The organism is Streptomyces millisiae (assembly GCF_031845425.1).
Classification (GTDB): Bacteria; Actinomycetota; Actinomycetes; order Streptomycetales; family Streptomycetaceae; genus Streptomyces; species Streptomyces millisiae.
The window spans coordinates 1-18605 of record NZ_JAVREM010000036.1 but is presented as its reverse complement, the minus strand read 5'-3'; the positions used below and the strand labels follow the sequence as shown (position 1 = coordinate 18605).

Below are 18605 nucleotides of genomic sequence, written 5' to 3'. Positions count from 1 at the left end.
GCGCTATCCCTTGCCGGAGAGCCGCTGGCTGATGACCTTGGACACCCCGTCGCCCTGCATGGAGACGCCGTAGAGCGCGTCGGCGACCTCCATGGTGCGCTTCTGGTGGGTGATCACGATCAGCTGGGAGCTGCCCTTCAGCTCCTCCATGATCCGGATCAGCCGCTGGAGGTTGGTGTCGTCCAGCGCCGCCTCCACCTCGTCCATGACGTAGAACGGGCTGGGCCGCGCCTTGAAGATCGAGACCAGCAGGGCGACCGCGGTCAGCGAGCGCTCGCCGCCGGAGAGCAGGGAGAGCCGCTTGACCTTCTTGCCCGGCGGCCTGGCCTCCACCTCGACGCCGGTGGTCAGCATGTCGGAGGGGTCGGTCAGCATGAGCCGCCCCTCGCCGCCGGGGAAGAGCCGCGAGAACACGCCCTCGAACTCGCGGGCCGTGTCGTGGTAGGCGGCGGTGAAGACCTGCTCCACCCGCTCGTCGACCTCCTTGACGACCTGGAGCAGGTCTGCCCTCGTCTTCTTGAGGTCGTCGAGCTGCTCGCTGAGGAACTTGTGCCGCTCCTCGAGCGCGGCGAACTCCTCGAGCGCCAGCGGGTTGACCTTGCCCAGCTGCTTGTAGGCCCGCTCGGCGGCCCGCAGCCTCCGCTCCTGCTCGGCCCTGACGAAGCGCCGCGGCTGGTTGCGCGGGTCCTCCGGGTCGTCGGGCAGCACCTCGCCCTCCGCCGGCGGGGACGGCGGCACCGGCTGGTCGGGGCCGTACTCGGCGACCAGCACCCCCGGCTCGACGCCCAGCTCCTCCAGCGCCCTGGTCTCCAGCTGCTCGATGCGCAGCCGCTTCTCCGCGCCCAGCACCTCGCCGCGGTGCACCGAGTCGGTCAGCTTGTCCAGCTCGTCCTTGAGTTCCCGACCGGCGGCCCGCTCGACCACCAGCGCCTGTTCGCGCTCGGCCCTGGCCCGCTGGGCCGCCTCGCGCTCGGCGCCGGCCCGCTCCAACGAGGCCTCGACGTGGGCCAGCAGCTGGCGGGCGCCGTCGGCCACCGCGCCCGCGACCTCGGCCTCGTACCGCATCCTGGCGCGCCGCCGCTCCGCGCGCGCCCGTGCCTCCCGCTCGGCGCGCGCCCCACGGTCCAACGCGTCCGCCCGGCCGGCGAGCCCCTTCACCCGCTCCTCGTGGGTACGGACCTGGAGCCGCGCCTCCATCTCGGTCTGCCGGGCGTTGGCCCCGTCGGCGGCGAGCCGGTCGCGCACGGCGGTGTCCGGTTCCTCCTCCGCGTCCGCGGACTCCTCGGCCACGGCCAGCCGCTCGGCCAGCTCCTCGGCCTGCTCGACCGCCCTGGCCAGGTCCTCCTGGGCCCGCGCCACCGCCGCCTCGGCCCGCTCGGCCTCGCCGGCGGCGCCCCTGGCCTGGCCGGCGAGCCGGCCCAGGTCCTGCGCCACCTTCGACTTGGCGCGCTCGGCGGCGCTGCGCCGCTGCGCGAGGTCCTCCACCCTGGCGGCGGCGGTCGCCCGGCGCTCGGTGGCCGACCGCTGGGCCTCCGCCAACTCGGCGCACCGCTCGGTCAGCTCGCCCAGCTCGGCCGCGGCCTCCGCCACCGACGCCTGCACCTCGAGCAGGCTCGGCGCACCGGCCGAGCCGCCCTGCGCCAGGTGCCGGGAGAGCACGTCCCCCTCGGCGGTGACGGCGGTCAGCTCGGGCCGGGACGCCAGCAGTTCCAGCGCGTCCTCCAGGGTGGCGACCACCACCACGCCGCGCAGCAGCCGCCGGACCGCGGGCAGCAGCTCGGGCGGGCCGCTCACCAGGTCGGCCGCCCGCCGGCCGCCGTCGCCCGGCCCCGTCGCGGACTCCTCGTCCGGCACGCCGCCGAGCAGCAGCGCGGCGCGGCCCGCGTCCTGCTTCCGCAGCAGCCGCAGGGCCTCGACGGCGGTGGCCGGGCCCTCGACGGCCACCGCGTCGGCGGCCGCGCCGAGCGCGGCGGCGACCGGGACCTCGAAGCCCTGGGCCACGGTGAGCAGTTCGGCGGCCGGCCCGAGCAGCCCGGCCAGCTGGTCGCCGGCGGCCAGCAGCGCGCCGCTGCCGTCCTTGCGGCGCAGGCCGAGCGCGAGCGCGTCGTGCCGCGCCGAGACGGCGGCCCGCTCCCGCTCGGCGGTGCCAACGGCGTCCCTGGCCCGGCCGAGCTCGGCCTCGGCGGCGGCGAGTTCCCGCTTGGCCGCCTCGTGCTCCTCGGCCAGCGAGGTGTCGTCCGCGTCGAGCCCGGTCACCTCGGCGTTCAGCTCCTCGTAGGCGCGCTGCGCCTCGGCGGCCCGCTCGGTCGCCTCGTCGCGAGTCGCGGCGAGCCGGTCGATCTGGGCCTGGGCGGTGGCGGCCCTGCTGCGGGCCGCGTTGGCCTGGCCGTGCAGCCTGGCCAGGCCCTCGCGCCGGTCGGCGATGGCGCGCGCCACGTCCTTGAGCCGCCGCTCCTCCTGGGCCAACCGGCGCTCCAGGTCCGCGCGGTGTTCGACGGTGTCGTCGAGCGCCCGGCTCGCGGCCTCCAGGGCGGCGGTCAGCTCCGCCTCCTGCTCACGGATCCTCGCCGCCTCGCGCTCCATGTCCTCGGGGTCGCGGCCGCGCCGCTCCTCCGGCGCCTGGGAGGTGGCGCTGGTGACGCGGGCGTCGGCCAGGCTGATGGTGGAGCGGACCCGCTCGGCGAGCTGGGAGAGCGCGAACCAGGTGTCCTGGGCGCGCTGCACGCGGGGCGCGAGCGTCCGCACCTCCTGTTCGAGCTCGGACTCCCGGCGCATGGCCTCCTTGAGGCGCGCCTCGGCGGCCTCCTTGCGCTCCTTGCGGGCGGCCTCGTCGGCGATCTCGGCGCGCAGCGCGGCCCGCTGGGCGACCAGGTCGTCGGCGAGCAGCCGCAACCTGGCGTCCCGCAGATCGGCCTGGATGACGGCGGCCCGCCTGGCCACGGCGGCCTGCCGGCCGAGCGGCTTGAGCTGTCGCCGCAGCTCGTCGGTGAGGTCCTGGACCCGGGCGAGGTTGGTCTGCATCGCGTCCAGCTTCCGCAGCGCCTTCTCCTTGCGCTTGCGGTGCTTGAGGACGCCGGCGGCCTCCTCGATGAAGGCGCGGCGCCCGGTGGGGTCGGCGTGCAGCACCGAGTCGAGCTGGCCCTGGCCGACGATGACGTGCATCTCGCGGCCGATGCCGGAGTCCGAGAGCAGCTCCTGGACGTCGAGCAGCCGGCAGGTGTTGCCGTTGATCTGGTACTCGCTGCCACCGTTGCGGAACATGGTCCGGGTGATGGTGACCTCGGTGTAGTCGATGGGCAGCGCGCCGTCGGAGTTGTCGATGGTGAGGGACACCTCGGCCCGGCCGAGCGGCGGACGGCCGGTGGTGCCGGCGAAGATGACGTCCTCCATCTTGCCGCCGCGCAGCGACTTGGCGCCCTGCTCGCCCATGACCCAGGAGAGCGCGTCCACCACGTTGGACTTGCCCGAGCCGTTCGGCCCGACGACGCACGTGATGCCGGGCTCCAGGCGCAGCGTCGTGGCCGAGGCGAAGGACTTGAACCCGCGCAGGGTCAGGCTCTTGAGGTGCACGCCGTGCGACTCTACCGGGCGGGTGCGCCACTTCGCCCTTTTCACGGTTCGCCGTTTCGGCGCCGGTGCGGGCGGGCACATCAGTGAGTAGACCAGATGGGCTGGTGGCCGGACATGACGAAGGGACGCCGAAGCGTCCCTCGCATTATCCGCTGGCGGTGCCGTCGCGGCCCGTCCTCGCCATTGAGGTCAGGTCAGAGCGGGCTCCGCCTTGGGCATGTCGATGCTGTCGAGCACCGAGTCCCCGTGCCGAGCGGCGGCGGCCAGCGCGTCGTTCTCCGCCTGAACCCGGAGGAGCTGGGTCTCCAGGTCCTGCACGCGCTGCTGAAGCCGTCGCATCTCGGCGAGGACTCGGGGGTCGGAGCCGCCGACGTGTCCGAGAAGCGCCTTTGCCATGATGGATGGTCCTCCACACTGAGTGACCGACCGAAGCCGTTGGTGGGTCGTGAGGGATTGTGCCCGCGACGTTCGCCTTGCCCTCAGTTCTCAGGGCCACACGGCTGAGATGCGCGGGAGTTTCAGCGTCTCACCAAAAAGTGGGACGGTCAACACGATCACACCGCGTAGAGGCCGGGGCGGCGGGGCCATGGGCGGCCTCCGAGGGGCGGCTCCGGTTACGTTCCGCTGGAGCGCTGGGTGGTCCCCGGGCAGTTGCTGGCCGCAGCTTTGCACGTCGGAGCGGGGTTGGCAAGCAGTTTCCGGGACATTCCCCGGCGGCGGGGTGGCGCTCGTCAGCGAACGGCGAAGTCCCGGTACTCCCCGCGCGGTGTGTCCCATATCTCTGTGACGCCGTCCACCCGGCCGGGCGTGTCGCCCTCCCGGAGCCAGCCGAGCAGCCGCTCACAGCGCTCCCTGGGGCCCTCGGCCACCACCTGGACGCGGCCGTCCGCCAGGTTGAGGGCGAAGCCCCGCAGTTCGCCGATCTCCAGGGCGGCGGCCCTGGTGTACCAGCGGAAGCCGACGCCCTGCACCAGGCCGCGTACCCAGGCGGTCATCCGGACGGGCTCGGCCGGGTCTTCGGGTGGGGGAACGGGTCGGTCCATGTGACGCACGCTATCCCGGGTTTTCACTTCCAGGCACTTCCGTCGCGGTCTCCATGCCGTACAGTCACGCGATGACACTTCACCCGTTCGGGTGATCAACGATCTTCACTGAGTAACGAGGACGGTGCTCTGGATGGGACGCCATCGCCGACGCCGGGGGCACGCGCGCACAGGCCTGGTCGGTGCCTCCGCAGCCCTGACGGTGGGCGCGGTGGCCGTGGGAACGGGCCTGCTGCCGGGACTCGGTGAGAGCCTCGGCCTGAACAACGACACCGACGACGTCCGGGCCCAGGAGCAGCGGACGCCGACCCGGCCGGGCACTCTCACGCCCTCGCCGTCCACCGAGTTGGGCGGGCAGCGGGAGGAGACGCCCGAGGAGGCGCCGAGCACCGAGCCGGCCGAGGAGACGACGCGGCCGAGCGAGGAGTCGCCCTCCCCCACGCCCGAGGAGTCGTCGCCCGAGCCCACCACGCCGGCGCCCGAACAGACCCCGGAGGAGACCGAGTCCACGACGCCGGCGCCCACCACGCCGACCGAGGAGCCGGAGCAGACCCCGAGCGACCCGCCCACCTCCGAGGAGCCGTCGCCGGCCACGGACCCGGAGACGGCCATGGCCGAGGCGGTGCTGACGCTGGTCAACGAGGAGCGCGCCAACGCCGGCTGTCAGCCGCTCACCCTGGACACCGGGCTCTCCCGGCTGGCGGCCGACTTCAGCCGGGACATGGCGGAGCGCGGCTTCTTCGACCACACCGACCCCGACGGACTGACCCCGTGGGACCGGGCGCTCACCAGCGGCATAGCCAACCTCGGCGGCGAGAACATCGCGCGCGGCCAGCAGGACGCGCAGGCCGTGATGGACGCCTGGATGGCCAGCGACGGACACCGCGAGAACATCCTCAACTGCGAGTTCACCACGTTGGGCGTCGGCGTCCACCTGGGCGACGGCGGCCCCTGGTGGACCCAGGACTTCGGCTACTGACCGGCGGACGTCACCTGGGCGGCCGCTGGCAGCGGGGGCAGTGGTAGCTGGAGCGGTTCATCCACGGGGTGCGACGCACCGGTGTCCCACAGCGACGGCACGGCTCGCCCTCGCGGCCGTAGACGTCGAGCGAGCGGTCGAAGTAGCCGGACTCGCCGTTGACGTTGACGTAGAGGCTGTCGAAGCTGGTGCCGCCGACGGCGAGCGCCGCCCGCATCACGTCCCTGACATGGCCGACCAACGCTGCCGTGCGCGGCCGGGTGAGCGAGGCCGTCGGCCGGTCGAAGTGCAGCCCGGCCCGCCACAGCGACTCGTCCGCGTAGATGTTGCCGACGCCGCTGATCAGCGACTGGTCGAGCAGGGCACGCTTGATGGTGGTCCTGCGGCGGCGCAGCGCCAGGTGGAACGCGTCCTCGTCGAACTCCGGGTCGAGCGGGTCGCGGGCGATGTGCCCGATGACGTCGGGCAGTCCGTCGGCTCCGAGCGGGTGCAGCGAGAGGCCGCCGAAGGTGCGCTGGTCGACGAAGCGCAGCTCGCCGCCGCCGGCGTCGGCGAAGGTGATCCGGACCCTGAGGTGCTTCTCGTCGGGCGCCCGGCCGGTCTTGACGAGCAGCTGACCACTCATCCCCAGGTGGGCGAGGAGCGCGAGTTCGGAGCCGAGCGGCAGCCACAGGTACTTGCCGCGCCGGCGCACGCCCGAGACGGACACGCCGCGCAGCCGGTCGGCGAAGTCGACGGGACCGGCGAGGTGCCGGCGCACGGCGCGCGGGTGCAGCACGTCGGCGCTGACGACCGTGCGGCCGCCGACCCAGCGCTCGAGGCCGCGCCTGACGACCTCGACCTCGGGCAGCTCAGGCACCGCCGGCGCCCTCCTCGTCCTCGTCCGGCCGGCTCTCGGCGGCGCGCCGCGCGTCGACGGCGGCCCGGATCGCGCGCCAGGCCGTCTCGGCGGCCTGCTGTTCGGCTTCCTTCTTGCTGCGGCCTGTGCCGGTGCCGTAGGTCTCGCCAGCGACACGGGCAGCAGCGGTGAAGGTCTTCTCGTGGTCGGGACCCGTCTCGCTGATCACGTACTCGGGCACACCCAGGCTCTCGGCCGCGCTCAGCTCCTGCAGGCTGGTCTTCCAGTCGAGACCGGCACCGAGGTTGGAGGAGCGCTCGATCACCGGGTCGAAGAGCCGGTGGACCAGCTCGTCCGCCGCCGCGAGCCCCTGGTCGAGGTAGACCGCGCCGATCACGGCCTCCAGGGTGTCGGCGAGAATCGACGCCTTGTCCCGGCCGCCGGTGCCCTCCTCGCCCCGGCCGAGCCGGACGAAGGCGCCCAGGTCGAGACCACGGGCCACCTCGGCCAGCGCCCTGGCCTGCACGACGGCCGCCCGCAACTTGGCGAGCTGGCCCTCGGCGAGGTCCGGGTGCTTGCGGTAGAGGGTGTCGGTGACGACCAGGCCGAGGACCGAGTCCCCCAGGAACTCGAGCCGCTCGTTGGTCGGCAGGCCACCGTTCTCGTAGGCGAAGCTGCGATGGGTGAGCGCACGCACCAGAAGGGCGGGCTCAAGCCGGTAGCCGAGCCGCCCTTCCAGAATCGCGAGGGACGAGGCTGTGTCCTCCGACGCCTGGGGTTGCGACCTCCTGGCGTGTGACATGAAGCCTGTCACCCGCCGATCAGACCTCGAGGACCTGGCGACGGTTGTACGTGCCGCAGTTGGAGCACGCGGTGTGCTGCAGCCTCGGCTCCTGGCAGCGCTCGCAGCGCACCAGGTTGGGGGCAGCGGCCTTCCACTGCGACCGGCGGTGGCGCGTGTTGCTGCGCGACATCTTCCGCTTCGGAACAGCCACGGCTACTTCTCCTGTGATTCGTCCCCGCTGGCGCGGGGTGCCTTCTCTTGCTTGCCGTCGGGTTCGGCCGGCCCTGTTCGGCCGGCGAACTCGCGCAGCGCCGCCCAACGGATGTCGACGGCTTCGTCGTGCTGGTGGTCCGGGTCCTGCGCGAGCGGCACCCCGCAGTCGGGGCACAGACCCGGGCAGTCCTCCCGGCACACCGGCTGCAGCGGCAGTGCGAGCACCACCGCGTCCCGCAGCACGGGCTCAAGGTCGAACAGGTCGCCCTGAAGGTACAGCGTCTCCTCGTCCCGCTCCTCGTCGGCCGGCTCGGCCGAGCGGCCGCGGCCTTCCAGGTCCGGGTAGGCGTACATCTCCTGGAAGTCCGCCTCGACCTCGCGGGCCAGCGGCTCCAGACACCTTACGCACTCCCCCGCCAGCGGCGCATGGACGGTGCCGGTGACCAACACGCCCTCCATGACCGACTCCATGCGAAGCTCCACGTCAAGCCTGGCCCCGGTCGGCACGCCGATGACCTCGACGCCGAGGTCGGCGGGGGCCTCGACGGACCGGGAGATCCGCTTGAGCGCACCCGGTCGCCGCCCCAGCTCGCGTGTGTCGAACACGAGGGGGGCTCGGTGATCAAGCGGGGCGTTCAGGGCTTTCTGCTTTCTCGCGATGGCGGTGGCTGCGGGAGCCGCGCGCCGCGGCTCCTCGTCGAGGGCCGGGCGGGCAGCGATGATCGGCCAAGGTGCCGCAGCCGAACAGTCAGCATACTTCACCGGCCGGCGGGCACCCAATCGGCGCCCGTCCGGGGCCGTCGGGGGTGGCCTCAGAGCTGGCCCTGCTGGTAGCGGCGCAACTGCTCGGCGTCGATCATGCTGGTGTCGAAGAGGCTGGTCTCGTCGAGCTGGCCCGAGGGCTGGTAGTCGTACGACGGCGGCTGCGCGGGAGGGGCCGGCAGCGCCGGCTGGCCGCCGTAGGGCGCCTGGGGGTAGCCGCCGGCGTCCTGGGCCCCGTAGCCGGCCTGGGCCGCGTAGGCGTCCTGTCCGTAGCCGTAGCCGTCGTGGGGCACCTGGGGCGCCTGGGAGTACGCGTCCTGCTGGCCGTAGCCGCCGGTGGACGCGGAGGGCGCGAGGGCGGCGTAGGGATCGGCGCCGTGGGCCTGGTAGCCGGCGCCGGCGGCCGCCGGCTGCTCGGGCTGTGGCACCCCGAGGTAGTCGTAGATGCCCTGCTCCTGGTCCTGCTCGTAGTAGGCGTCCTGGCGCCGGGCGCCGCCCTCGGCCGCCTCCCTGGCCTCCTGGGCGGCGACGTGCTCGGCGAGCTCGTCGATGGGGCGGTGCCCGGTGAGCTTCTGCCGGCCCCGGCCGACGGCCTCCAGGGTCTTGCGCAGCACGGCCTCGATCGAGCCGAACTGCGCCTCCACATACGCCTCGGCGTTGGCCAGCAGCTCGGCCGGATCGCCGCGCTCGGCGCCGAGCAGCTTCTCGCGCCCGCGGTCCACGGAGCCGATCGTCTTGCCCAGCACCACCTCGAAGTTGGCCAGCTTGCTGTCCACGTAGTCGTCGGCCTCGGCCTTGACCTCGGTGGCCTCGCGCCGCGCCTCGGCCAGGATCCTGGCGGCCTCGTTCCTGGCCTGCTGGACGACCTCGGTGTTCGCCACCAGCGAGCCGCGCTCGGAGTGCGCGGCCTCCACGATCCGCCGGGCCTCCTCCTGCGCCTGCGCCACGACGTGTTCGCGGTCGCCCAGCACCTCCTCGGCCTGGGCCAGGGAGCCGGGCAGCGCCGCGCGCACCTCCTCGAGCCGCTCGAGCAGCTCGGACCGGTTGATGACGCAGGACGCCGACATGGGCATGCTCTTGGCGCTCTGGACCGCCGCGACGATCTCGTCGAGTTTCTGCTGTACGTCCACGAGGCGACTGTACGGCCAACGGGGCGCGCCCGGGGGCCGTTCACCCCGCCCGAGGGCGCGTCAGTCGCGGCGCAGCTTCTCGCCCAGGGCGCGCAGCACGGGCTCCGGGACGAGGTGCGAGACGTCGCCGCCCCAGGTGGCGACCTCCTTGACCAGGCTGGAGGAGAGGAAGCTGTAGATGGGGTTGGTGGGGATGAACATGGTCTCGACGCCCGAGAGGCCGTTGTTCATCTGGGCCATCTGCAGCTCGTAGTCGAAGTCGCTGACGGCCCGCAGGCCCTTGACGATGGCGGGGATGTCGCGCTGCTTGCAGTAGTCGACCAGCAGGCCGTGGAAGGACTCGACCACGACGTTGCCGTAGCTCTCGGTGCACTCCTCGATCAGCGAGATCCGCTCCTCGACGGTGAAGAGGCCCTGCTTCGACTTGTTGATCATCACGGCGACGTGCACGACGTCGTAGAGCTTCGAGGCGCGGGCCACGATGTCGAGATGGCCATTGGTGATGGGGTCGAAGGACCCCGGACAGACTGCGCGGCGCAACGGTCTCTCCTCGCTCTTCCGGTCCGTCATGACCGGTCCCTGACGTGGTGGTCGGCGATCCGGCCATACCAGAGCGTTCCCTCGCCGTAGCGGCGCGAACGCAGCTCCTGGAATCCGGCCGGCCAGCGGAAGGGGCCCCCGCGGGTGCTCCGCTCCACGGTGACGATCGCGTCGGCGGCGAGCCAGCCGTTGCCGGCCAGTGTGAGAAGGATCTCGCGGAGGTCGTCGTCGGTGACCGCGTAGGGCGGGTCGAGGAAGGCCAGGTCGTACGGCGGGCCCGGGGCCGGCGTGGCGGCCAGCTGCTCGGCGCGCGCGGTGCGCGGCTCGGCGCCCGGCAGGCCGAGGGCCCTGATGTTCTCCCGGATGGTCCTGGCCGCCCTGGCGTCCTGCTCGACCAGCAGGGCGTGCGCGGCGCCCCGGGAGAGCGCCTCGAGACCGACGGCTCCCGAGCCGCCGTAGAGGTCGAGCACCCGGGCGCCGTCCAGCGGTCCCCAGAGGGCCGACCAGGTGGAGAAGAGCCCCTCCCGTGCCCGGTCCGAGGTGGGGCGGGTGCCGCCGCCCGGCGGCACGGCGAGCCGCCGCCCGCCGGCGCTGCCGGCGATCACGCGCGTCATCTGCGTCCTTCGCGAAGCTCGATCCGTGGGCCGTCCCCACCACGCTATACGGGACGCCGGTCACCGGGACCGGCAGGCCCCACGGACCTCGCGCGTCAGAACGCCTCCCAGCGGCGGGCGGCCAGGCCCGCGGTGATCTCGTCCGGGTAGACCTCGCAGACCAGCCGGCGGTCCGGGGTGCGGTCGTGCTCCAGTTCGTAGAGGCAGATCTCGGTGTCGTCGGCCATCAGGAAGGCGTGCTCGTAGAGCGCGCACCACCGCCGGCCGTCGGGCCGCGGGTAGAGCTCGGGCAACCGCTCGATGTCGTAGCCGCGGGCGCCGGCGAGCAGCTCGACGACCTCGGCTCCCGGGCGGTCGTGGTTGGTCGCGCGGCGCAGCAGCCGCCTGGCGTGGTCCCCCGGGTCCGCGCCCGGGTAGCCGCGCTCACCGGGGATGCGGACGCCGAGCGCGGCGGGCCTGGCGGCCCCGAACGCGGCGCCGGGCCAGGCACCGTCCATGAACATCCGCTCGAGCTCCGCGACGGACGGGACCTGCCGCTCCGGCAGCGCCTCTGGCCGATCGGTCATGCGGAATCCTCCCGGTGTGCCTCTCCTGAACCCGCCCCTGGGCGCACTCACCGTAGTGCCTCGACTGCGGTCCGGGTGACCGTTTTACCGAAACCGGAACGGCGGCGCCAGGGGCGGAAATGCGGATACTTCTATGACGATCGGGACGAGCGGGAGGATCCCGCTCCGGTCAACTCTCCCTCGGTTCACCCGCCGTGCCCACGAGGGCCGGCGAGACGTATCTGGACCAGGAGAGACAGCCGTCCGGCGGGCAGTACTCCGGGCGGCGCGGGTCGTGGCCGAGCTCCCTGAGCTTGGTGCGCACCGAGTCGGGGGTGCGGCCGAACCTGGCGGCTACGCGGGCTATCGTCTCGCCGGCGTGGAAGCGGCGGGTCAGGTCCTCCTCGTGCTGCGGGACCCAGGGGGCGCCGTGGCCGGGGAAGAGCTCGCGCAGGATGTCCCGGTCGGGGATGGGCTCGGCCACGTCGGCGGCGAGGGCGAGCGCGCGCAGCCCGCGGTTGAGGGCGATGCGGAGGGTGGGCACGTCGGCCAGCGGCATGGTGAGCGTGCCGGAGGCCAGCGGCGCGCCCGGGGCGCCCTCGCGCCGGCCGGTCAGGGTCAGGGTCACGGTGATGTCGTCGTCGCTGGCCAGCTCGACGCGGAAGATCTTGTCGCCGAGCGGCAGTTCGTTGATGTGCCGGAATGCCATGCGAGCAACCCCCAGGGGTCCTGACGACGCGCCGTCCTGGTCGAGGTCGGCGCGCCGTGCCTTTCGACTGCCTGGATTCTCGCAGGCGGCACTGACAACTGACGGGCCGTCAGGTGCTCTCGGGGGGCGGCCCGGGTCAGCCCTTCTCCAGGAACTCCTCGCGCTCCGCGTCGACCAGCGAGTCGAGCGCCGCGCGCAGCTCGGGCGAGCCGGCGAGCTCGGGGTCGGCGGTGACCAGCGCGGTGGCCTCGTCCCGCGCCTCGGTGATCAGCTCCTCGTCGTCGATGACCGCCAGCATCCGCAGGCTGCTGCGCCCGCCGGACTGCGCCTCGCCCAGCACGTCTCCCTCGCGGCGCTGTTCGAGGTCGATCCTGGAGAGCTCGAAGCCGTCGGTCGTGGCCGCCACGGCCTCCAGCCGCGACCGGGCCGCGCTGCCCTCCGGCGCCTCGCTGACCAGCAGGCACAGGCCGGGAGCCGAACCCCGGCCGACCCGGCCGCGCAACTGGTGGAGCTGGGAGACCCCGAACCGGTCCGCGTCCATGATCACCATCACGGTGGCGTTGGGCACGTTCACCCCGACCTCGATCACGGTGGTGGCCACCAGCACGTCCACCTCGCCGGCCGCGAAGCGGCGCATCACCTCGTCCTTGGCCTCGGGCGCGAGGCGGCCGTGCAGCACGGCGAGACGCAGCCCGGCAAGCGGGCCGCCGGACAGCTGCTCCGCGACGTCGAGCACGGCGAGCGGCGGGCGCCGCTCCTCGCCCTCCTGCTCCCGCTCGCCCTGCTTGGCGGCGGCCTCGTCCGCCGGGTCGTCGCCGATGCGCGGGCACACCACGTACGCCTGGTGGCCGGCCGCCACCTCCTCGGTGACCCGCTGCCAGGCGCGCTCCAGGAAGTGCGGCTTGTCGCGGGCTGGCACCAGGTGGCTGGCGATCGGCGAGCGGCCCTCGGGCAGTTGGTCGAGGACCGAGGTCTCCAGGTCGCCGAAGACCGTCATGGCGACGGTGCGCGGGATCGGCGTGGCGGTCATCACCAGGAGGTGCGGCGGACGCTCGCCCTTCCCGCGCAGCGCGTCACGCTGCTCGACGCCGAACCTGTGCTGCTCGTCCACCACGACCAGGCCGAGGTCGTGGAAGCGCACCACGTCCTCGATCAGGGCGTGGGTGCCGACGACGACGCCCGCCTCGCCGGTGGCGGCCTGGAGCAGGGCGCGGCGCCTGGCCTGGGCGCCCATCGAGCCGGTCAGCAACGCCACCCTGGTGCCGTGCTCGGCGCCGCCCAACAGACCGCCCTCGGCCAGCTCGCCGAGCATCTCGGTGATCGAGCGGTGGTGCTGCTGGGCCAGCACCTCGGTGGGGGCGAGCAGCGCGGACTGGCCGCCCGAGTCGGCGACGGCCAGCATGGCGCGCAGCGCCACCAGCGTCTTGCCGCTGCCGACCTCGCCCTGGAGCAGCCGGTGCATGGGGTGCTCCAGGGCGAGGTCGGCGAAGATCTCGTCACTGACCTGGCGCTGGCCCTCGGTCAGGGTGAACGGCAGCCGGGCGTCGAAGACGTCGAGCAGTCCGCCGGGGGCCGGCCTCCTGGGCACGGCGGGCTGCTGGGCGGCGGCGCGCCGCCGGCGGGCCAGCGCGACCTGGAGCACGAACGCCTCGTCCCACTTGAGGCGGGAGCGCGCCTCGGCCACGTCCGCCCTGCCGCGCGGCCGGTGCACCTTCTCGAAGGCGTCGGAGAGCGGCAGCAGACCGCGCCTGGCGCGCAGCGCGGCGGGCAGCGGGTCGGCGAGGCCGGCCCAGCCGGTGGCCTGGAGCGAGTCGAGCACCACGGCGACCGACTTGGCGATGCGCCAGGACTCCAGCTGCTTGCACGCCGGATAGATGGGCAGCGGCCGGCCGGCGAACTCGGCGACGGCCTCCTCGCCGGCCTCCTCGCCGAGCAGTTCGTAGGCGGGGTGGGAGAGCTGGAGGGTGCGGTTGAACCGGGACACCTTGCCGGCGAACATGCCGCGGCGGCCCGGCAGCAGCACCTTCTCGTGGTGGCGCACCGCGCGGTGGCCGAAGAACACCAGTTGGAGCCGGCCCCTGCCGTCCGTGAGGGTCACCTCCAGGCGCAGCCCGCGCCCGCGGTTGAACGACAGGGAGCGGGCGTCGGCGATCTCGGCGACGACGGTGACGTGCTCGTCGAGCGGCAGGTCGGCGAGCCCGGTCAGCTCGCCGCGCTCGGCGTACCGCCTGGGGTAGTGGTGCAGCAGGTCGCCGACCGTGTGCAGGTCGAGGTGGGTGGCCATCACCTTGGCGGTGGTGCCACCGACGACCTTTCCCAGGGGTTGGGCCAGGGGTTCTCGCGGGGCGGTCACGCTGCCATTGCACACCATGGCGCCGACAGTCGGCCGCGCGGGCGCGCGACGCCTCAGGCGCGCGCCGCTACTCGACGCCGATCAGCAGCGGCGCGCTCTGGCCGCCGGCGCACACCACGGTGTCCACGCCCAGGTGGCCGCGGCGCACCTGCTCGGTGAGCCGGTCGGCGAGCCCGGCCGGCGCGGTGCCGCCGAGCACCAGGGTGACCAGCTCACCACCGCCGGTCAGCATGCGCTCCAGCACGTCGCCCGCGACCTCGGCCGGGTCGTGGCCGATCACCACGACGTCGCCGTCGACGAGCCCGAGGACGTCGCCGGCCTGGCAGACCCCGGCCATGGTCCACGACTGGCGCTCGGCGACGTCCACCTCGCCGAAGCGGGTGGCGCGGGCCGCCGCCGTCATGGCGACCACGTCCTCGTCGAAGCGGCGCTCCGGGGCGTGCACGGCCAGCGCCGCGAGCCCCTGCACCGGGGAGCGGGTGGGGACGACGGCGACCCGGACGCCGTCGACCCTGGCCTGTTCCGCGGCGGCGGCCGCCGCGTGCCAGAGCTCGTCGTCGTTGGGCAGCAGCACCACCTCGGCGGCGCCCGCGGCGTGGAGGGCGGCGGTCAGTTCGCCGGCTCCCGGCGCTTCGCCGGGGCGCGCGGTGAGGGTGGCCGCGCCGGCCTCGGCGCAGAGGCCGGCCAGCCCCTCGCCCGGCAGCACGGCGACCACCGCGCGGCCGGCGCGTGGCGGGCGCGGCGGGGCGGCGGTCTCGCCGGCGAGCGCGGTGATCCTGATCCGGTGCGGCCGGCCCGCCTCGATGCCCGCCTCCACGGCGGAGCCCGGCTCCGCGGTGTGCAGGTGGACGTGGAACAGGCCGTCCCCGCCGCCTATCACCAGCGAGTCACCGAGCGCGTCGAGCCGCCGGCGCAGCGCCGCGGCGGCCTCGTCGCCGGCTTCGAGCAGGTAGATGACCTCGTAGGAGTCGTGGGTCGCCACCGGACACTCGGCGCCGGCGGCGGCGCCCGAGGCGGCGTCGAGGCCCCCGGCGCGGCCGAGGCGGTCGCGGAGCGGAGCGTCGGGGGCGCGGCCGGAGAGCGCCGCGTCCAACGCGTCGAGGACGGCGACCAGGCCGCTGCCTCCGGCGTCCACCACGCCCGCGGCGGCGAGCACCGGCAGCTGTCCTGGCGTGGCGGCGAGCGCCCGGCGGGCGCCGGCGCAGGCCGCCGCGACCACCTCGGCGGCGCTGTCGCCCGGCGCGCCCTCGGCGGCGTCGGCGGCGGCCGTGGCGACGGTGAGCATGGTGCCCTCGACGGGCCGGGCGACCGCCTCGTACGCGCCGGCCGCCGCCCGGCGCAGCGCGCGCCGCACGGCGTCGGCGTCCGCGCCGCCGGGCCCCGGGTCCCCGCCGGCTCCGGCCTCGGCCAGCACCTCGGCCATGCCGCGCAGCAGCTGGGCCAGGATCGTGCCGGAGTTGCCGCGGGCGCCGATCAGCGCGCCGTGCGCCATGCCCCGCACCGCCTCGGCCAGCGTGGGGCGCCCGGTGGCGGCGGCCGTCACGGCCTGGGCCGCCGACTCCAGCGTGAGGTAGAGGTTGGTGCCGGTGTCGCCGTCCGCCACCGGATAGACGTTGATGGCGTCGATGTCCTCGCGGGCGCCGCCCACGGTGTCCAGCGCGATCCGGCACCAGCGCCGCACCGCGTCGGCGTCCAGCGGCTGCGGCACGGGGGTCCTCCTGGAGAGCGGGTCCTGCGTGGCCGGCGGACGGCCGGTGGCAGCTTATGTCAGGGCGCCGCGCGCGGATCAGCGCGGTCGGGGTGCCAACGCGTGCCCGTGGTGGACGGGACCGATGCCGGCGCCGAGCGGGAAGCCGGCCCGGATGGCGCCGGTCACGTACTCCTTGGCCGCGGCCACCGCCTCCGGCACCTCGTCGCCGACGGCCAGCCGGGCGGCGATCGCGGAGGCGTAGGTGCAGCCGGTGCCGTGGGTGTGGCGGTTGTCCAGGCGGGGCGCGCGCAGCCAGTGCTCGGTGGTCCCGTCGGTCAGCAGGTCGGTGGCGTCGCCCGGCAGGTGGCCGCCCTTGACGAGCGCCCAGCGCGGCCCGTGGGCGAGCACGGCCTCGGCGGCCCGCCGCAGGTCGTCCTCGTCCCGCACCGTGACGCCGGTGAGCTGGGCGACTTCGGGCAGGTTGGGGGTGGCGACGGTGGCGACCGGGAGCAGCCTGGTGCGCACCGCGTCCAGCGCGTCGGTGGCGAGCAGCGGGTCGCCGTGCTTCGAGACGCCGACCGGGTCGACGACGACGGGCACGCCCAACGGTCCGAGCAGGGCGGCCACCGTCTCCACCAGTTCGGCGGTGGCGAGCATCCCGGTCTTGACGGCGGCCACCCCGATGTCGTCCACCACCGCCCTGAACTGGGCGCGGACCGCGTCCGCCGGCAGCTCCCAGACGCCCTGCACGCCGAGGGAGTTCTGCGCGGTCACGGCGGTGAGCACGCTCATGCCGTGGGTGCCGAGCGCCAGCATGGTCTTGAGGTCAGCCTGGATGCCGGCGCCGCCACCGGAGTCGGAGCCGGCGATGGTCAGCACGCGCGGCGGCGTGCCCTGGGGTATGGCCATGGCTCGACGGTACCCAGGCGTCGACGAGAGGCCCGCGCTACCCCGCGAAGTGGTCCCAACCGCCGGCCTTGTCCCAGGCCGCGCCGTCCACCGTCACCCGCGGCGCGCCGCGCCCGCGCGCCGGCAGCACCTCGCCGATCGGCCGCCAGCGCGCCGGGAGCTTGGTCTCCGGCGGGAAGGCGGCGACGATGGCGTGGTCCTCGCCGCCGGTGAGCACCCAGTGCAGCGGGTCGACGCCGACCGCCTGCCCGATGTCCGACATCTGCGCCGGGATGTCGAGCGCGGCCGAGCGGATGTCGATCCGCACCTTGCTCGCCTGCGCGATGTGGTCGAGGTCCGCGATCAGCCCGTCGCTGACGTCCGTCATGGCGGTGGCGCCGAGCGCGGCGCCCGCCGGTCCCGCCGGGTAGGGCGGCTCGGGGCGGCGGTGCGCCTCGACGAAGGCGCGTGGGGAGCGGAAGCCGCGCGAGAGCACGGCGTGCCCGGCGGCGGACCAGCCCAGCCACCCGGTGACCGCGATCAGGTCGCCGGGCCTGGCGCCCGCACGGGTGACCGGCTCGCGCCCGCCGAGGTCGCCGAGCGCGGTGATGGAGACCATGATCGTCTCGCCGCGCACCACGTCCCCGCCGGCCACCCCGGCGGCGGCCACCCGACACTCGTCGCTGATGCCGTCCATCAGCTCCAGGGCCCAGGTGACGGGGAGTTCCGCGGGCACCACGAGACCGATCAGCAGGGCGGTCGGCACGGCACCCATGGCGGCGATGTCGGCGAGGTTCTGGGCCGCGGCCTTGCGGCCGACGTCGTAGGCGGTGGACCAGTCGCGGCGGAAGTGCCGGCCCTCGAGCAGCATGTCGGTGCTGGCGACCACCCGCCGGTCGGGCGCGGCGACCACCGCGGCGTCGTCCCCCGGACCAAGTCGCACGGCGGGCGCGTCACCGATCCGGGAGGTCAGCTCCCGGATCAGCCCGAACTCCCCGAGCTCCCCCACAGTCCCCTTCACTCAGCTCTCCTCATGCTCATCTCGCCGGCCCACGGGTCAACCTGCCGTGATCAGCACTCGCCGCAGTCTCCCAGTGCCGGTCACGACGCGCTACGGTAGCGCCCCCGTTCCTCGTAGCCGCCGTGGAGGACCCGTGGTACAGGCGTACATCCTGATCCAGACCGAGGTGGGCAAGGCGTCCACCGTGGCCGACGTCATCTCCAAGATCCCGGGGGTGCTCCAGGCCGAGGACGTCACGGGCCCCTACGACGTGATCGTGCGGGCCGAGGCGAACACCGTGGACGAGCTGGGTCGGCTCGTGGTCGCCAAGGTGCAGCGGGTGACGGGTATCACCCGGACCCTGACCTGCCCTGTCGTGCACCTGTGACGCCTCGTATGCTCGCCGGGTGCGGTTCCCGATACGCCGCGGCCTGCTGGCCGCCACAGTGCTCCTGGCCGCCGGCGCGTGCGACGCGTCCGCCGGCGGCCCCGAGGTGACGGCGCCCTCCCCGACGGGCGAGGCACGCGAGGCCTGCGAGGCGCTGGTCGACGCACTCCCGGAGGACGTGGACGGGCAGGGGCGCGGATCGGCGGCCGAGGACTCACCCTACGTGGCGGTCTGGGGCGACCCGGCGATCGTGCTGCGCTGCGGGGTGGCCGAGCCGGCGGTACTGACGCCGGGCACCGAGAGCTACGACCCGGCCGGCGCGGAGTTCGTCGGCGTGAACGACGTCTCGTGGCTGCTCGAGGAGCGGTCGGACGGCGTCCGCTTCACGACGGTCGAGCGGGCCATCTACGTCGAGATGACGGTCCCCGACGACTACGCCCCCGAGGTCAACCCGCTCCTCGACGTCGCGGCGCCGATCGTCGACCACGTCCCCCCGGACGAGCTCAACTCCCCGCCGGACGAGGGCCACGGCGACCACGGCTGACGCGAGCGCTTGGCG

At 74.3% G+C, this 18605-nt stretch carries 19 protein-coding genes; 3 read left to right on the top strand and 16 right to left on the bottom strand.

Annotated elements, in window-relative coordinates; translation table 11 throughout:
- Nucleotides 1–3: 3 nt before the first annotated feature.
- From smc to RNC47_RS23035, 3 genes are all read right to left on the bottom strand, one after another.
- Complete coding sequence (smc, locus tag RNC47_RS23045; RefSeq protein WP_311601418.1) at nucleotides 4–3570, bottom strand: chromosome segregation protein SMC; 3567 nt, start codon at nucleotides 3568–3570, stop codon at nucleotides 4–6.
- A 189-nt stretch (nucleotides 3571–3759) separates the two neighbouring features.
- Nucleotides 3760–3966, bottom strand: coding sequence for a hypothetical protein (locus tag RNC47_RS23040; protein ID WP_132815916.1), 207 nt, complete (start codon nucleotides 3964–3966; stop codon nucleotides 3760–3762).
- A 335-nt stretch (nucleotides 3967–4301) separates the two neighbouring features.
- Nucleotides 4302–4613 carry an acylphosphatase gene (locus RNC47_RS23035; protein ID WP_311601417.1) on the bottom strand — a complete coding sequence of 104 codons (312 nt, stop codon included), beginning with the start codon at nucleotides 4611–4613 and terminating at the stop codon, nucleotides 4302–4304.
- A gap of 211 nt (nucleotides 4614–4824) precedes the next feature.
- Here RNC47_RS23035 and RNC47_RS23030 point away from each other — a divergent pair, with 211 nt between their 5' ends.
- The gene (locus RNC47_RS23030) at nucleotides 4825–5592 is read left to right on the top strand and encodes a CAP domain-containing protein (protein ID WP_311601416.1); all 768 of its coding nucleotides are present in this window, start codon (nucleotides 4825–4827) and stop codon (nucleotides 5590–5592) included.
- A 10-nt stretch (nucleotides 5593–5602) separates the two neighbouring features.
- Here RNC47_RS23030 and mutM read toward each other — a convergent pair whose 3' ends face one another.
- The 13 genes from mutM to RNC47_RS22965 all read right to left on the bottom strand — a co-directional run bounded on the left by mutM (nucleotide 5603) and on the right by RNC47_RS22965 (nucleotide 17679).
- Complete coding sequence (mutM, locus tag RNC47_RS23025; protein WP_311601414.1) at nucleotides 5603–6451, bottom strand: bifunctional DNA-formamidopyrimidine glycosylase/DNA-(apurinic or apyrimidinic site) lyase; 849 nt, start codon at nucleotides 6449–6451, stop codon at nucleotides 5603–5605.
- Nucleotides 6444–7232 carry a ribonuclease III gene (gene rnc / locus RNC47_RS23020; protein WP_311601413.1) on the bottom strand — a complete coding sequence of 263 codons (789 nt, stop codon included), beginning with the start codon at nucleotides 7230–7232 and terminating at the stop codon, nucleotides 6444–6446. The genes mutM and rnc overlap by 8 nt, the downstream gene beginning before the upstream one ends.
- 19 nt (nucleotides 7233–7251) lie before the next feature.
- The gene (rpmF, locus tag RNC47_RS23015; RefSeq protein ID WP_120683031.1) at nucleotides 7252–7425 is read right to left on the bottom strand and encodes a 50S ribosomal protein L32; all 174 of its coding nucleotides are present in this window, start codon (nucleotides 7423–7425) and stop codon (nucleotides 7252–7254) included.
- A 2-nt stretch (nucleotides 7426–7427) separates the two neighbouring features.
- A complete protein-coding gene (locus tag RNC47_RS23010) occupies nucleotides 7428–8033 on the bottom strand; it encodes a YceD family protein (RefSeq protein ID WP_311601412.1) in 606 nt (201 codons plus the stop codon).
- Nucleotides 8034–8239: 206 nt separating this feature from the next.
- On the bottom strand, nucleotides 8240–9319 hold the full coding sequence (locus RNC47_RS23005; RefSeq protein ID WP_311601411.1) for an ATP synthase F0 subunit B: 1080 nt from the start codon (nucleotides 9317–9319) through the stop codon (nucleotides 8240–8242).
- A gap of 60 nt (nucleotides 9320–9379) precedes the next feature.
- Nucleotides 9380–9859 carry a pantetheine-phosphate adenylyltransferase gene (gene coaD / locus RNC47_RS23000; RefSeq protein ID WP_311601457.1) on the bottom strand — a complete coding sequence of 160 codons (480 nt, stop codon included), beginning with the start codon at nucleotides 9857–9859 and terminating at the stop codon, nucleotides 9380–9382.
- Nucleotides 9860–9885: 26 nt separating this feature from the next.
- Nucleotides 9886–10473, bottom strand: a complete 588-nt coding sequence (gene rsmD, locus RNC47_RS22995; protein ID WP_132932792.1) for a 16S rRNA (guanine(966)-N(2))-methyltransferase RsmD — start codon at nucleotides 10471–10473, stop codon at nucleotides 9886–9888.
- A gap of 95 nt (nucleotides 10474–10568) precedes the next feature.
- On the bottom strand, nucleotides 10569–11039 hold the full coding sequence (locus RNC47_RS22990) for a DUF6227 family protein (protein WP_311601410.1): 471 nt from the start codon (nucleotides 11037–11039) through the stop codon (nucleotides 10569–10571).
- A gap of 169 nt (nucleotides 11040–11208) precedes the next feature.
- Nucleotides 11209–11727: a hypothetical protein gene (locus tag RNC47_RS22985; RefSeq protein WP_311601409.1), complete on the bottom strand. Its 519-nt coding sequence runs from the start codon at nucleotides 11725–11727 to the stop codon at nucleotides 11209–11211.
- Between the two features lie 136 nt (nucleotides 11728–11863).
- Nucleotides 11864–14098, bottom strand: a complete 2235-nt coding sequence (gene recG, locus RNC47_RS22980; RefSeq protein ID WP_311601408.1) for an ATP-dependent DNA helicase RecG — start codon at nucleotides 14096–14098, stop codon at nucleotides 11864–11866.
- A 49-nt stretch (nucleotides 14099–14147) separates the two neighbouring features.
- Entirely contained in the window at nucleotides 14148–15788 is a 1641-nt protein-coding gene (locus tag RNC47_RS22975) for a DAK2 domain-containing protein (RefSeq protein ID WP_311601407.1), read from the bottom strand.
- A gap of 78 nt (nucleotides 15789–15866) precedes the next feature.
- On the bottom strand, nucleotides 15867–16679 hold the full coding sequence (gene thiD, locus RNC47_RS22970; protein WP_311601406.1) for a bifunctional hydroxymethylpyrimidine kinase/phosphomethylpyrimidine kinase: 813 nt from the start codon (nucleotides 16677–16679) through the stop codon (nucleotides 15867–15869).
- 37 nt (nucleotides 16680–16716) lie between these two features.
- A complete protein-coding gene (locus tag RNC47_RS22965) occupies nucleotides 16717–17679 on the bottom strand; it encodes a thiamine-phosphate kinase (RefSeq protein ID WP_311601405.1) in 963 nt (320 codons plus the stop codon).
- 133 nt (nucleotides 17680–17812) lie between these two features.
- On the opposite strand from RNC47_RS22965, the gene RNC47_RS22960 reads away from it, so the two are divergent.
- On the top strand, nucleotides 17813–18046 hold the full coding sequence (locus RNC47_RS22960; protein WP_311601404.1) for an Lrp/AsnC family transcriptional regulator: 234 nt from the start codon (nucleotides 17813–17815) through the stop codon (nucleotides 18044–18046).
- A 19-nt stretch (nucleotides 18047–18065) separates the two neighbouring features.
- Nucleotides 18066–18590 carry a DUF3515 domain-containing protein gene (locus tag RNC47_RS22955; RefSeq protein WP_311601403.1) on the top strand — a complete coding sequence of 175 codons (525 nt, stop codon included), beginning with the start codon at nucleotides 18066–18068 and terminating at the stop codon, nucleotides 18588–18590.
- Nucleotides 18591–18605: the final 15 nt, after the last annotated feature.

What these genes read in the sequence shown, in the direction of transcription:
- recG (WP_311601408.1), bottom strand. Translation starts at nt 14,098, where the DNA reads ATGGTGTGCAATGGCAGCGTGACCGCCCCGCGAGAACCCCTGGCCCAA.
- RNC47_RS23040 (WP_132815916.1), bottom strand. Translation starts at nt 3,966, where the DNA reads ATGGCAAAGGCGCTTCTCGGACACGTCGGCGGCTCCGACCCCCGAGTC.
- RNC47_RS22990 (WP_311601410.1), bottom strand. Translation starts at nt 11,039, where the DNA reads ATGACCGATCGGCCAGAGGCGCTGCCGGAGCGGCAGGTCCCGTCCGTC.
- rsmD (WP_132932792.1), bottom strand. Translation starts at nt 10,473, where the DNA reads ATGACGCGCGTGATCGCCGGCAGCGCCGGCGGGCGGCGGCTCGCCGTG.
- rnc (WP_311601413.1), bottom strand. Translation starts at nt 7,232, where the DNA reads ATGTCACACGCCAGGAGGTCGCAACCCCAGGCGTCGGAGGACACAGCC.
- thiD (WP_311601406.1), bottom strand. Translation starts at nt 16,679, where the DNA reads ATGGCCATACCCCAGGGCACGCCGCCGCGCGTGCTGACCATCGCCGGC.
- RNC47_RS22985 (WP_311601409.1), bottom strand. Translation starts at nt 11,727, where the DNA reads ATGGCATTCCGGCACATCAACGAACTGCCGCTCGGCGACAAGATCTTC.
- RNC47_RS23035 (WP_311601417.1), bottom strand. Translation starts at nt 4,613, where the DNA reads ATGGACCGACCCGTTCCCCCACCCGAAGACCCGGCCGAGCCCGTCCGG.